Source organism: Paenibacillus albidus (assembly GCF_014644435.1).
In the GTDB taxonomy this organism is placed as follows: domain Bacteria; phylum Bacillota; class Bacilli; order Paenibacillales; family Paenibacillaceae; genus Paenibacillus_AQ; species Paenibacillus_AQ albidus.
Genome location: NZ_BMKR01000017.1, coordinates 23,078 through 36,352 on the forward strand (window position 1 = coordinate 23,078; position 13,275 = coordinate 36,352).

Genomic DNA, 13,275 nt, shown 5'->3' on the forward strand with positions numbered 1-13,275 from the left:
CCGGTTCATAATACCAAGGGAATGTTCTCCTAATATTCACATCAATTCAGGTTTATGTAAAAACCAATAGCAAAACAAGCACCGGTTCGGAGCCGCTTGGCCCACCCGGTGCTTGTTATTCAGTTCTACTGCCTATCATCATTGCAGCTCCATCGCGGAAATCCGCTCCGTCATAGTTCCATATCCGGCAGCAGACTGGGCGATAAAGTTCAAGACCGTGTCGCTCCAACCGTAGATGTAAAAGGTCTTGTCGTCCTGCGTGGGTACCATCGCGTTACGGTAAGGGGCAATATCGACGATGAACGCTTTGACGTCCTTATTCACCTTGGCGCGGTACATCCGCAACGCCTCATAAAATGGGCTGCCGCTGTTCTGCTGCTCATCGGTGATCATGATGATCTGGTCGACTTTCTTGCGCTCCGCCAGCAGCCTGCGCACAGGCGCTCCCGTATCCGTGCCTCCCCGGGCCCGAATCTGCTCAGCCTGGCCGAGGATGCTGTCACGCCGCGACGGCTTGGCATCGAAGACCTCGGTGTCGAATAGCCAGAACAGCGATTGGCCTGCGGTTTTTTTGTACAAGGCCAGCGCAAACACCGAACCGATCTGCAAGTACTCCCCGCTGTTCATCGAGCCGGAGATATCCAGGAAGATCGCGCTGCGGCCACCGATATCCGGCAGGTTATCGAACGTGAGGTCCACCGCTTCCCGCAAGGCATCCCGCAGCTCCGGCTGCTCTACCTGACGGAAGGCTGTCGCGAAGCGGAACGGCAGAATCCGGGCTTTGCGCAGGGCCTGCTGATCCGTCAGACGTTCCACTTACGTAATCCAGGTTCCGTTTGTCTTCGAGTACCCCGGCCCGCTGCAAGGCATTCAGGTGACGGAGTAGCGCAAAGGTAGGCATCTGGTACAGGATGGAATTCCATACCGCGAGTGTCGGTTTGATCACGCCGGTAACGGTAGCGTAAGGCAACTTACCCGCCTCAATCCACGCCAGCTGTTCCTCTTCGGTAGCAGCCGTCTTCAGCTTCTCCATCGCTTCCACCTGCGGCAGAAGGGCAAGATTTGCTTCCTGTCCGCGCAGATAACGGAACAAGGCCTGTTGCTTCAGATCCTCCGGCTTCGGATGCGCCGTGGCGATGGCATCGCCCAGACTGTAGCCACGTCCGCGGCCGTTGTATTTCAGGGCCCAGTATTCGCTGACCCCGGCCAGGAACAGCTTGACCTGCCGCTTCACGGCCCGGCCGCCTTCGCCCCGGCCCAGTCCGTTCAGGATGGTCAGAAAGTCGGACAGGTCCGAAGGAATCCGTACCACCTGCTGGAAGACTTGAGAGAACAGGTCCGGACGGGCGGAAGAAAGTACCGCCAGACCGAACAACGGCTGCAAGCGCATGAAGCCTTCGCTGCGGGCATACACGAGCGCTTTGGCCATGAACACAGGGTTCCCGGCAGCCATGCTCTGGTGAAGCTCTGCCGCGTTATCGAGCAGTTCATGCTGGTCGGCATAAAAGGTTTGATTCATCGTATTGGTCAAAAGCATCTGAACATACTGCTCCTCGGGCGAACGCGTATAGGCAGGATAGCCGTCTTTGTTGACAGTTGCCGGTCTGAGTGAACCGAACAATTTGGATGCAAAGCTCATTAGTGTAACCTCCTTCATAGAACACGGTGAGGAAAAAGCGGGATAGGTTCATGCAGGAGTCGAACCTGCCGTATTGCCCAGGGTAATCTTTGGCCACTTGGAAGGTGAAGTAACCCATCCCAGCGCCTCACCGGCGGTTATGTACGGAACGAAGCGAAGAAAAAAAGGCGAAAAGGTTCATGCAGTGTTCCAAAAGGACACCGGCATTCATACTGGTAATAGTCGAAGAAACCCTTTCATGCGCCTCGCTTCATCATGTTGCAAAAAGGATATAGATTAAAAAAGCTGCCGAGGAAGATGAAGATTGAACAGGTACAAACTGCTCTACCACTGAGCTATTCCTCCTCTTGGAGGAAGCTGGAGTCGAACCAGCGACCCGTCGATCCCAATTCGAAGTACCCCGTTCAGGCGCCTCGACTTTCTTGAACCTATTGTCGCTTATATTCAGGCATCCGAACATGGCGCAAGTATTACGACTTCCTGAGAAACTTCTCCAATTTGTCCAGTTGTCGCCGTCACCATAGCTGTTACAATAGGTATAACTGCTATAGAGAAAATCGGAGGACAAGATGGCTAAAGAAAGCTTTGACAAGGAGATTCAATTCCTGCGCATGCTTGTATTGACGAGCGGAGCGTATAACCGCAAACAATTTGCCGAACGGCTGGGCATTTCCGTACATACTTTTGACAAGACACTGAAGAAATTGAAAGAGGTCGTAAGCACTGTCTACCAGCAGCTGCCGGAAGAACAGGGCCAGGAATTCGCCGAATCGCTCCGCTTCAATTACTACGGTTCCGCCGAACCGATGCTGCTGTTCTTGTTCCGGGCCAAATCCCTGAAGGACTCGGAGAGCCAGCGGATTGCGAGGCTCCTGTCCGCGCTGCACGAACAGCCGCTGACGGCCAAGGAACTGCTTGATATCTGCTGCACCGATGAAATCGCTGACGTTTCTTTTCCCGACGAAAAAACGATCCGCGGCGATCTGAAATACTTGGCTGAGGTAGGCGTGATCCGCAAAGAACCCGGTCCCCGGCCCTTCCGCTATCGGCTGGAAAATGACCTTGTCCATGCCTTGTCGGATGATGAGCTGCTGGATCTGTTTGACTTCGTGGACGTAATGTCCAATACGCAGCTCCCGTCCATCCAGGGATACCTGCTGCGGGATGGCCTGCGCAAACAGCTGAGCCGCAAAGCCGAGGGCAATGAGAGCCTTGAACCTTTTCTCTACAAATACCATTACTACTCGCGGATTCTGGACGAAGCCCATCTCTTCCCGCTGCTGTCCGCCATCCGCTATCGGCGCAAGGTGGAGTTTCTCTATTTCTCGCCCCGGATGGATCAAAGCTATGCTTCCCAGAACACGAATCCGCTGTTCGCCCGCGAGACGGAAGGCAAGCAGGAAACGGCGCTTCCGCTCAAAGTGGTCTACGACCATCAGTATGGGAGATGGTATCTGCTCGCTTGGCACAGCCGGAGTGATATCCGCAAGTACCGCTTGGAAGGGATGACGCAGCTTGAAGAAGCGGAGGTCGTGTCTGAGGATTTTTTTGAAAAGAAAAGACAGTTGCTTGAGGACAGAATCCGTTACAGCTGGTTGATTGATACGGGCCGGCCGGTGACTATTCAGTGCAGATTCATAAACCCTCAGGCGGATGGGGCTGCGCATAACTTCGTGAAGGAACGGGTGCTGCTGCAGGGGCAGTGGGGACGGATCGTGGAGGAAGATGAGTGTTCCTTCGTCTTTGAAATCACAGTGAATGGGACCACGGAGATCAGGCCGTGGCTGCGCAGCTTCGGGTCCAGCTGTGAAGTGCTGTCGCCAGCGAAGCTCCGGCAGGAGATGATCCAGGAGTGGAAGGAGATTGCCGCTTACTATGAATCCTTTTGAGAAAATATTCAACTACCAGCTGCTCGCCCGCCTGCAGGACTCCGGCACCTTCCTCGCCACAGCCCATGAACGCTCCTGGCTGAAGCTGATGCTCACACACCCTTCCGCTGCGGAAGCCTTCTCGGCGGTCACGCTTGCGAAGCTCACCACGCTGTTGCAGCAGGATGAAGCGCTCGATCTGCATGGCCATTTTGTACAGAAGGCCGGCAGCCTGGAAGCACAGGTCTATCACCCGCTGCTGCGCCCCCTGCGCCGGGCGATCTGGCATAAGCAAGGGATTACCATGTGTTTCCTTCACAAGGACGGGAGCTGCGGTGCAGAACAATCCGGGTTTCCCTACCGGCTGGAATATTCCATGGTCAAACGGGAATGGTATTTGCTGTGGTACAATTTCCGAACCCGGGCCTATGTCAGTACCCGGCTCAGAAAGCTGAAGCTCCTCTCCACGGAACCGCTCACCGCGGAACTTGTTGCGTCCACTCTGGCTGAAATCGGGCGACTGCTGGAGAGCCGCAAGCGCAGCGCCGTGATTACGGTTCTGCCAGAGTATAACAAGGAGCTGTCCCGGATATTATACGCGTTCTCCTGCTTTGAGAAAGAAGTCGCTTACGACCCGGAGCTGCAAACCTATTCCATCACCCTTACTTTTCTCGGAAATGAGAGTGAATATGTATTGTCCAAGCTGCGTTTCTTAGGCAAACGGGTCCGTGTGACCGAAGGCGGTTATCTGATTGGCCGGATGCGTGAGTCCAGCCTGAAAGCACTGCGCCAGTATGGGATGAACACACCGGACTGATGGATGTATGCCAGCCTGCAAAACTGGTTACAGTAACAGCAGCTGACATAACAAGGAGGGTACCCATGGATACACATGAGTTCGTAGAGAAGCTGCATGACACCCAGCAAAAGGCTGAGAAGAACAAACGCCGCGGAAAAGGTACGCCCAATGAAAAGCTGCCCACCAAGCAGCACGGCACAAATAAATAGGATTTGAAATTACAGGCAGGTCATGTATCTATGTCGCAACATAAAACAGCCCGGGGTCCGCTGATGGACTACCCGGGCTGTTTAGCCTGTTAACTATTCAAGGGATTAAACTTTAGGCTCATTTATTTACTTTCGCTACACTTACGGCCACTTGCTCCAGTTGTTCTTTGCTAAGGCTTTTGTCCGGTGAACTGAGGGTCACGAAACGGTCTGCCAGCCCAAAGGTTAACATCTCGGTGTCCCCGGACGGGCTGTACCATTTACCTTCGGTACCGTTGGAGAGCTTCACATTGTTGCCTTCGTAATCAAAAGAATAATCGCGCGGGGATACATTTACGGTCATGTGCTTGAACTGAAAGTTCACACCGTCACTGAGGCCCGATATCTTCTGCAGAACATCGCCTTTCACCATTTGTCCCGGAGCATAAGCTGTTTCAAAACCCTGGAAGTTGGCAAAAGCCTTGGTGATTTCTGCTTTCTGTGCAGCAGTGTATGGAACAGCAACCATAGTAACAGCCGAACCGCTGCCCGGAGTGGTGCTGCCCGAGCTTGTGCCCAGTACGACTTGATTAGCGGCTGCATCAAAGGTAACCGGAACCTTCAGTGCATCGGCCAGCGCTCTTACCGGCAGGTAGGTAATATCTTTGTAAGTAATCGCCGCCAGCTTATTTCCTTTGTTGTCCACCGGACTGTAGGCTGCTCCATTCACTTTGAATCCGATGCTATGGTTAAGGAACGCGCTGATCTTCTCCATATTTGTTCCGGCATACACACCCGCTGAGCCTGTAATCGCCATTCCGCATACCATCGTTGCTATGATCATCTTTTTGCTTTTCATTCTTATCGTCTCCTTCAAGTGGTGTCATTGATTATTTGATTACTGCTTGCTGATACAATCATTTAATCATGAACTTGTTTCCAACTTGTATCGGGAATGTAAAGAAGTGCGAACAAACAAAGTCCGGTGAACAGCAGTAATCTACCACCAGCCTCCGGCGGCCACCTCCTGCACGATAGCTTTGACACCGGCATCAATCTGCCCGGGACGGGCCCGTGAGATGCTGATCTTCAGAAATTTCTCGCGCTCCAGATAATCGGATAAATAGAAGCCCTTCCCGGATACCACCCGAATGTTGCGCTGCTCCAGGCGTTTCAACAGCTGCTCCAGATTGACGGTCTGCGGAAGCAGCAGGGGGATGTAGATCCCTGAAGTGATCTGCGGAGCCGCAATCAGACCAGCCTCGTTATAACGCTTAAGCGCTTCGTTAAAAGCCATCATCCGCGCCGCATACAGCTCGCGTATCTTATGCTTATGGCGTTCATACATGCCGTTTTTAATGTACACATCAAGGGCTGCCTGAGATAACAGCGAGGTATCCATGTAGCTTTTGTAGGCCTGGAAGACCGCAGGCAGCGGGCCCGGCAGGACGGCGGCTCCCAGGCTGAGGCCCGGGAAAATGATCTTGGAGAAGCTTTTTAAATAGATGACATGCCCGGTCCGGTCAAAAGCGGCTATCGGCTCAAACCGCTGGCTGAACCCGAGATCAGCCATATAGTCATCCTCCACGATGTAGACATCATATTTGCCGGCCAGGGCGGCAATGGCCTTCCGTTCCTCAGGGCGGTAAGAGGTCCCCAGCGGATTCTGATATCTGGACATGGTGTAGAAAAATTTAATGCCGCCGGTACGGAATAACTCCTCCAGCCGCCCCAGGTCAATTCCGTCCGCCGAGCGGGGAATGCCGCAGACCGGTATGCCCTCCGTCTCCAGATAACGCAGGTAAATATCATAACTCGGCTGTTCGACGAGAACGGTCCGGTTCCCGTTCGGAAACGGCATTTTGGCCAGAATGCCCAGCGCCTGCTGAACGCCGGAGGTAATAAAAATCCGCTCTGCTCCGGTGAACACCTGATCGTTCGCGAGATGGGAGACAAGCGTCTGCCGCAGGGATGCGAGGCCTTGCGTTTCTCCGTAGGTAAACAAGTGATACTTGTAGGTGTCGATCGCTTTATTGAGACAGTGCTGGAAATCAAGATAAGGGAACACATTCAAATCCGGCGAAGCCGAGCTGAAATCAATCCTTTCGCTGTCGGATACCGCTTGCCCTTCTCCCGGCTGTTCCACTACATAATAGCCGCTTTGCGGGATCGAGTAGATGGCATGTTTATTTTCCAATTCGCCATAGGCCCGAAGGATCGTACTGATACTGCACCCATAGGATGCTGCGGCACTACGTACCGATGGAAGCTTTTGTCCGGAACGGTATTGGCCTTCTTTTATTTTGCGCTCCAGGTCGGTTATAACCCCATCATACTTTTTCATCTTGTCCCCCCTTTATATAACTATTATACCCCATCCCGCTTAACTGTACCGGTACAATCCTCTCAAATCATCATTGTTTGAACAGACAAATCCCCTTAATTTAGAGATATCGGATCTGGCGTGCTTACACACACAATCATCCAAAAAAGAGAGGAAGAACCCATCATGAAACAACAAACCGGTGTAAAGCTTGCCTATATCTTTGCCGTGCTGAATGCGGCGATTATCGGCTTTTCGTTCCTGTTTACCAAAATGGCCCTGGAGTACTCCGGCCCGCTCGATACGCTGACCTTCCGTTTTGCCGCATCGTTTCTGGTGATGTCTGTGCCGGTCGCGTTTGGCTGGGTCAAGCTCCGTTACCGCGGGAAGCCGCTGTATAAAGTGCTGCTTTTGGCCACAATGTACCCGCTTGGCTTTTTCACCCTCCAGGTCTTCGGACTCCAGCACGCCACTTCTGCCGAGGGAGGGATTCTGTACTCTTTCACACCGGTAGTGACGATGATTATTGCAGCGATATTTCTCAAAGAAGCGACCACTGTGCTGCAAAAGCTCTCGATCTTCCTGTCGGTCTTCGGCGTGGTGTTTATTTTCATCATGAAGGGGAGCAGCATTGACCTCTCCAATATGGCCGGGATTCTGATGCTGTTCCTGACTTGTGTCGCTTTTGCCGGATATAGCGTGCTTGCCCGCTCGCTGTCGAAGCAGTTCAGTCCGGCGGAAATCAGTTATCTGATGATGGCGATCGGATTCATTGTATTTCTGGCGATTTCGTTGATCAACCACACGGCTGCCGGAACACTCGGTAATTTCTTCACCCCGCTCGCCAGCGGAACCTTTGTCATCTCGGCCCTGTACCTGGGCGTGATTTCTTCGCTGGTTACGACGCTGACTTCTACTTATATCTTGTCCAAGATTGAAGCCTCCAAAATGAGCGTGTTCACCAATCTGGCGACCATCGTCTCCATTGCGGCCGGGGCGTTGTTCCTGGGTGAAGAAGTAACCGTGTATCATCTAATCGGCTCGGTGCTGATTATCGCGGGGGTTCTTGGAGCCAATCTATTCGGACGGAAAAAGGCAGCTCCGAAAATAGCCAGTGCAGCGCGGCGGAAGCCTGACGCAAACGTGACCTGAAAGGGATACAGCGACATAAGCAAACAGGATGCCCCGAGCCGATGGCAACGGGGCATCCTTTGCGGTTTTGCGTAAGATGTAAAGGCAGACGCTGGCGGTTAGTTTTTTGGGGATGGTGGCTCGCTGGAATGCCCTTGTTAAGGGATGGAGTCTGTTCACTGCATTTTATACATCAGGCTGCGCGTAAATTAGGCACATTTTCGATTTGACTGCATTTGATGCATTCGGTACAGCGGAAACAGCTGGAAAACGGCTGTTTTCTAAGTTTCCAATGTACGAAATACATCCAAATGGACTTTTAAGCCGTACCAGCGCGATTACGCTGCACTAAATACATCAGAAGCAGCTCTGAGCGCAGGTTTACCGCGGAATAACCTTATATACCTCCGTGTACAGCACAGCTCTGAAGCTGCGGAAGTCCTCTGCCGTCAGGGGCCCCGGGTATGTCATAATCTGCAGCGGCAGGTCCGCTTGACCCTTGCGTAAAGGCGGCTGCACATAATCATATGAATTTAAATGAAACCCCAGCCGTTCATAGAATCCTACCCTTCGCTGCTCCAGTTCACCCACGGGCGGCTCCACCTCCAGCAGAACCGGTTTAGGCGACTGGCCGATATAGCGGGTCATCAGCTTGCGGCCAAGACCGCCACCCCTGATCTGCGGGTCGACCGCAATATGCTCCACGAAACGAAAAGCTGCAAATTCCCACGCGGCCAAAAATGCAATCGTTCGTCCATCCGCATCCTGCTCGGTAAGCAGCCGGTATTGCGGGAGAGCGAGCAGCGCCCGCTGATCTTCATAGGTTCTAATCTCACTAGGGGGAAAGGAAACCTCCATAATAGCGAATATTTCGTCAAATGTTGTGAAGTTGCTCATTTTGTTCTCACTTTCAGATTATTATTACTCTGCCTTCTTGCCCTTCCCGTGCAAAATCTTTAATTGCCCGTTCTCAAGCCCCAGCGTATAGTTTAGCTGGTACCGCTGAAACACGGTTTCACCGTTGCGGCGTTCCTCCGCTGTAATGAGTGCGCTGACCTGTGCACCGGCGTTGTCCTCTGTGGTAGCCTTCACTTCATCTACGGTCACATGGGTGGTCATCAGATAACCTTTGCGGAAGTCCTCGTAATTCGTGCTGCTCTGCCAATCACTGCCGATCAGCGAATAGGCGGTCACATAATCGCCGGCGTCCAGACTCTCATAGAAATAGAGGACCAAATCCTCGCCGGCAGAGTAATATTCATCGGAATCTTCATCCGTGACCCCGCCGCTTGCGCCGGGCAATTCCGTCATCGGCTTCTTTGACCATTCCTCCACCTGTTTGAGCACACTGGATATGGGGATGCTGAACCCGATACCGGATTCCTGGTCGATGGAGGCCGAGTTGATGCCGAGCACTTCTCCGGTTGTGGCGCTCACGAGCGGCCCCCCGCTGTTCCCATGTGTAATAGGCGCAGAGATCTGAATCATATTGCTGTAAAGATACGGTTCAATCTCGAAGCTCCGGCCAATGCCGCTAATAATTCCGGTTGTTACCGTATTCTCCAGCCCCAGCGGGCTGCCGAGCGCCAGAATCTCATCTCCGGTCTCTGCCCTCTGCGTACGCGCAATGGTCAGCGGAACCATCCCTTTGAGCTTGGGGACACGGACGACAGCCACATCGGTATCTACACCTATTCCGATGACTGTTCCTTGATACTCCTCATGACTTAAGGTGCGGATGGTCACCACGCTTGAGCCTTCGACCACATGCGCATTGGTCAGCAGATCCCCCTGACTGTTGTATACAAATCCTGAACCCTGCGAATCTCCGCTTATAATGGTAACGACCCGCTTCTGGCTATCCTCGATGATTTCTTTCCGCGTTTTGGGAACCTCTGTCTTGGCAGCCGCAGCCTGTACCTGTGCAGAATCTGCCGGAGCTGCTGCCAGCAGGGGCCCGCTTTGCAGCTCCTGCTCAAGCGATTTATGAATCCAAAGGGCACCCACTGTTCCCGCACCCAAAATAACAACACTCGTAATGACACTTGCCCATATTCTCTTAGACATCAATTGCGGCCCCCTATTCCAAATACCATGTTACGTTAACTACAGATGCCTGCGCTTCTTCGTAGACACCGTAATACGAAACTGTGAACTCGCCGGACTCGCCCGGTTCCAGACGGTACGGGTACACACTGGCATACGTTTCCCCCAGATAAGAACCGGACTCGTTATAAATGCCCAGACTCACATCAATGGAATAGATCGGGCGTGTCGCTTTGTTGTTCACGGTCCCGCGGATTTCCAGGTCGCCGTATTCGTCCAGAATCACCTGAATTCCGGTCACATCAACAGCCGCCGTCCGGTTGGTCAAATCCTCTTCGGCAGCCTGCTGCTGCGCGCGCTCAATACGTTCCTGCTCCGCTTGTTCAAAAGCCAGCTTCTCACTCTGAATCCGTTTGCGGTAGGCACTTAATTGCTCGTCCTCCGGCGCATAGGAGAGCCCTTTGTCTACGGCCTGCAAGGCGCCTGCAAAATCTTTGAGCTTCAGCAGCTTCTCGGCTGCGGTATAGCTGAGTCCTGCCAGCTTGCTGATGATTTGCTTCTTGACCGCCTCCGCTTCTTCACCTTCCAGATTCACTACGGCCCCCAGCTTCACAGCCAAGGCGTCTACAGTATTCAGTTTGTCCAGCTCACTCTTCACCTTCATAACTGCCAGCTTCACTTGGCTGGTAGCCAGCTCTTTCTGGAGCGCAGCAAAGACCGGCTCCTGCCGTCCCGCCACAGCCTGCGTTATGGCCTTCATGGCAGCTTCACTGGTCTGCAGCTGCTGTGTCTTCAGCCCTTCCGCTGCCGCCGCAAGCTGCTGCTGCAATTCCGCAGCTTCCGCAGCAATCTCCCTGTCCAGGGCCAGCGCCTGATACCGGGGCCGCTTCCCGGCCGCCGTATCCAGCAGCTCAACGGCTGCTCCGTAGCGGCCTTCCAGCGCTTCCGCTTCAGCCTGCTGCTGCAGTGCCAGCACCTGCCGATTAATTCCCGCTTCATATTTGTAATAAAGGCCCAGACCAAGCCCAACCACGCCTAGCAGCAGTAGAGGGATGACCCAGGCGAACACACTGCCCGTTTGTCCGGATTGCAGATTAGCCGCAGTTTTCCCGGTCTGGACTCCCCGCGCCGTACGCCGCTCAAGTCCTGCAGCAATCTCGCCGCCTGCCGGCTCGCTGAGCGCCTCTTCTCCAAGATGCAGCTTTGTGCCGCAACGGATACAAATGGCTGTGCCTGCTGTATTTTTGGTTCCACATTCATGACAGTACATGTTGCTTTCCCCCACTAGAGTTGTTTCAAAATCTCCCATTTATCGACATTATAATATATAAAAAAAGAAATAGACACAGAACATTCTTGAATACCCCGCCGAGGTACTAGTACCTGGTACTAGGATAACATGCTATACTGAGGACAGCAGTTATACCATCTTAGCTTTAGTTAGGAGAGATTCATTTGGAACATCCGCACCTAATTGCACCTGAAATCTACAACCTTACATCGGAAATGGAACAGCACCCGGCCGATAAAGTTGCTCTAAAATTCTTGAATGAACACCAGCAGTGCGAGGAGATTACCTATGGGAAGCTGTTGCAGCAGGCCAACCGGCTGGCGGGCGGGCTCAGCCAGCTGGGGCTGCGCAAAGGGGACAAGGTTCTGGTTATGGTACCGCGCAGAATTATTACCTATGCCATTTATATGGCCTGTCTCAAGCTAGGACTGGCGATCATTCCTTCCTCCGAGATGCTCCGCGCCAAAGACCTGTCATACCGTCTGCGCCATTCCGAAGCCCGAGCCGTCATCGCCTGGTCGAAGATCTTGGGAGAGGTGGACAAAATCAGCGAGGATCTGCCGGCTTTGGATTTCCGCATTGCCGTCACTGAAGACAGCGCCTTAAGCGGGGGCTGGCTGGACCTGGACGCACTGATGGACGGACAGCAGGAGGATTTCACCACGGTAGCAACCCGACGGGATGATATTGCCATTCTGGCCTACACTTCCGGGACGACCGGCAATCCCAAGGCTGTCGTTCACAGCCACGGCTGGGCCTATGCCCATCTTCGTATCGTATCTTCCCAGTGGCTGGATATCCGCGAATCGGATACCGTCTGGGCAACCGCCGCACCCGGCTGGCAAAAATGGATCTGGAGCCCCTTCCTGACCGTGCTCGGCAACGGGGCAACGGGCTTCGTCTATAACGGCGCGTTCCAGCCCAAACGGTATCTGCAGCTGCTGCAGGATCATGGCATCCAGGTCTTGTGCTGCACACCTACGGAATACCGCCTGATGGCCAAAACAGAAGGGCTGGGGCAATACGACTTGTCTAAACTGCGCTGTGCGGTTTCTGCAGGAGAACCTTTGAATCAGGAGGTCATAGACACCTTCCAGCGCCATTTCGATATTACGATCCGCGACGGCTACGGGCAGACCGAAAGCACGCTGATTATCGGAACCCTCAAGGACACCCCGATCCGCATGGGCTCCATGGGCCAGGCGATTGAACCGGGGATTGTGGAAGTAGTCGATGAGCACGGAATTCCGGTCGCTCCGGGAGTCGTTGGCGATATTGCGGTCCATTTGAGCATGCCGGCGTTGTTCCATACCTATTACAAGGACCCTGAACGTAAAGGCAAAAGCTCGCAAGGGGACTATTTTGTGACAGGAGACCGTGCCCGCAGGGATGAGGACGGCTACTTCTGGTTTGAAGGCCGCGGCGACGATATCATCATCAGCTCAGGTTATACCATTGGCCCCTTTGAAGTAGAGGAAGCGCTGATGAAGCATAACTCGGTCAAAGAATGCGCCGTCGTAGCCAGCCCCGATGAGATTCGCGGCCATATCGTAAAAGCATTCATTGTGCTAAAGGATGAGGTAACCGGTTCACCGGAGCTGGCCAAAGAGCTGCAGAACCATGTGAAGGAATGGACCGCGCCTTACAAATATCCGCGCAAGATCGAATTCATCACGGATCTGCCGAAGACCTCCTCCGGCAAGATCCGCAGAATCGAGCTGCGGGAGCAGGAGTTGCGGACAGCGCGGGAATAGCCGCAGCTTAGAAGCTGCTGCATGGACAGCGGCAACGTGAACGCCGCAGACGAGAGCTGAACGCGTGGACAGCGGCTGCTGAACGCCGCGGGCGGGGCAGCTGGCATGGACAGCAGCAACGTGGAACCTTACCTGCTAGCGGGAATTTCACCCGCTAATTCAGGGATTACAAGCTGTCTGGATGACTTACAGGGAATAACGCCCGCTAATATTGCAGGAACTCCCGAGTGAGGGTG

At 53.6% G+C, this 13,275-nt stretch carries 10 protein-coding genes and 1 pseudogene; 5 read left to right on the forward strand and 6 right to left on the reverse strand.

The features are described from left to right. Positions 1-138: 138 nt before the first annotated feature. Positions 139-1,639: pseudogene (locus tag IEY53_RS19220) on the reverse strand (TROVE domain-containing protein). A 569-nt stretch (positions 1,640-2,208) separates the two neighbouring features. Here IEY53_RS19220 and IEY53_RS19225 point away from each other — a divergent pair. The 3 genes from IEY53_RS19225 to IEY53_RS19235 all read left to right on the forward strand — a co-directional run bounded on the left by IEY53_RS19225 (position 2,209) and on the right by IEY53_RS19235 (position 4,515). After that, positions 2,209-3,528, forward strand: a complete 1,320-nt coding sequence (locus IEY53_RS19225; protein WP_189027830.1) for a helix-turn-helix transcriptional regulator — start codon at positions 2,209-2,211, stop codon at positions 3,526-3,528. Next, positions 3,515-4,324 (forward strand): WYL domain-containing protein, encoded by an 810-nt coding sequence (locus IEY53_RS19230; protein ID WP_189027831.1) that lies wholly within the window; start codon positions 3,515-3,517, stop codon positions 4,322-4,324. The genes IEY53_RS19225 and IEY53_RS19230 overlap by 14 nt, the downstream gene beginning before the upstream one ends. 65 nt (positions 4,325-4,389) lie before the next feature. Further along, a complete protein-coding gene (locus IEY53_RS19235) occupies positions 4,390-4,515 on the forward strand; it encodes a DUF4023 family protein (RefSeq protein ID WP_189027833.1) in 126 nt (41 codons plus the stop codon). A gap of 118 nt (positions 4,516-4,633) precedes the next feature. Here the strand turns inward: IEY53_RS19235 and IEY53_RS19240 are convergent, their stop codons facing one another. Together IEY53_RS19240 and IEY53_RS19245 are read right to left on the reverse strand one after the other, a co-directional pair. After that, positions 4,634-5,353: a hypothetical protein gene (locus IEY53_RS19240; RefSeq protein WP_189027834.1), complete on the reverse strand. Its 720-nt coding sequence runs from the start codon at positions 5,351-5,353 to the stop codon at positions 4,634-4,636. 141 nt (positions 5,354-5,494) lie between these two features. Further along, positions 5,495-6,838, reverse strand: coding sequence for an aminotransferase-like domain-containing protein (locus IEY53_RS19245; protein ID WP_189027836.1), 1,344 nt, complete (start codon positions 6,836-6,838; stop codon positions 5,495-5,497). Between the two features lie 165 nt (positions 6,839-7,003). Here IEY53_RS19245 and IEY53_RS19250 point away from each other — a divergent pair, with 165 nt between their 5' ends. After that, positions 7,004-7,969, forward strand: coding sequence for a DMT family transporter (locus IEY53_RS19250; protein WP_189027837.1), 966 nt, complete (start codon positions 7,004-7,006; stop codon positions 7,967-7,969). A gap of 360 nt (positions 7,970-8,329) precedes the next feature. On the opposite strand, the gene IEY53_RS19255 is transcribed toward IEY53_RS19250, so the two are convergent. Genes IEY53_RS19255 through IEY53_RS19265 form a run of 3 tightly spaced genes read right to left on the reverse strand, consistent with a single transcriptional unit; the run spans position 8,330 to position 11,264 of the window. Continuing rightward, positions 8,330-8,845, reverse strand: coding sequence for a GNAT family N-acetyltransferase (locus IEY53_RS19255; protein ID WP_189027839.1), 516 nt, complete (start codon positions 8,843-8,845; stop codon positions 8,330-8,332). A gap of 24 nt (positions 8,846-8,869) precedes the next feature. Then, complete coding sequence (locus IEY53_RS19260) at positions 8,870-10,015, reverse strand: S1C family serine protease (protein ID WP_189027840.1); 1,146 nt, start codon at positions 10,013-10,015, stop codon at positions 8,870-8,872. Positions 10,016-10,028: 13 nt separating this feature from the next. Next, positions 10,029-11,264 (reverse strand): FxLYD domain-containing protein, encoded by a 1,236-nt coding sequence (locus IEY53_RS19265; protein ID WP_189027842.1) that lies wholly within the window; start codon positions 11,262-11,264, stop codon positions 10,029-10,031. A gap of 236 nt (positions 11,265-11,500) precedes the next feature. Here IEY53_RS19265 and IEY53_RS19270 point away from each other — a divergent pair, with 236 nt between their 5' ends. After that, a complete protein-coding gene (locus IEY53_RS19270; RefSeq protein WP_189027954.1) occupies positions 11,501-13,039 on the forward strand; it encodes an acetate--CoA ligase in 1,539 nt (512 codons plus the stop codon). Positions 13,040-13,275 lie beyond the last annotated feature (236 nt).

What these genes read in the sequence shown, in the direction of transcription:
- IEY53_RS19270 (WP_189027954.1), top strand. Translation starts at nt 11,501, where the DNA reads ATGGAACAGCACCCGGCCGATAAAGTTGCTCTAAAATTCTTGAATGAA.
- IEY53_RS19240 (WP_189027834.1), bottom strand. Translation starts at nt 5,353, where the DNA reads ATGAAAAGCAAAAAGATGATCATAGCAACGATGGTATGCGGAATGGCG.
- IEY53_RS19250 (WP_189027837.1), top strand. Translation starts at nt 7,004, where the DNA reads ATGAAACAACAAACCGGTGTAAAGCTTGCCTATATCTTTGCCGTGCTG.
- IEY53_RS19265 (WP_189027842.1), bottom strand. Translation starts at nt 11,264, where the DNA reads ATGTACTGTCATGAATGTGGAACCAAAAATACAGCAGGCACAGCCATT.
- IEY53_RS19245 (WP_189027836.1), bottom strand. Translation starts at nt 6,838, where the DNA reads ATGAAAAAGTATGATGGGGTTATAACCGACCTGGAGCGCAAAATAAAA.
- IEY53_RS19260 (WP_189027840.1), bottom strand. Translation starts at nt 10,015, where the DNA reads ATGTCTAAGAGAATATGGGCAAGTGTCATTACGAGTGTTGTTATTTTG.
- IEY53_RS19225 (WP_189027830.1), top strand. Translation starts at nt 2,209, where the DNA reads ATGGCTAAAGAAAGCTTTGACAAGGAGATTCAATTCCTGCGCATGCTT.
- IEY53_RS19255 (WP_189027839.1), bottom strand. Translation starts at nt 8,845, where the DNA reads ATGAGCAACTTCACAACATTTGACGAAATATTCGCTATTATGGAGGTT.
- IEY53_RS19235 (WP_189027833.1), top strand. Translation starts at nt 4,390, where the DNA reads ATGGATACACATGAGTTCGTAGAGAAGCTGCATGACACCCAGCAAAAG.
- IEY53_RS19230 (WP_189027831.1), top strand. Translation starts at nt 3,515, where the DNA reads ATGAATCCTTTTGAGAAAATATTCAACTACCAGCTGCTCGCCCGCCTG.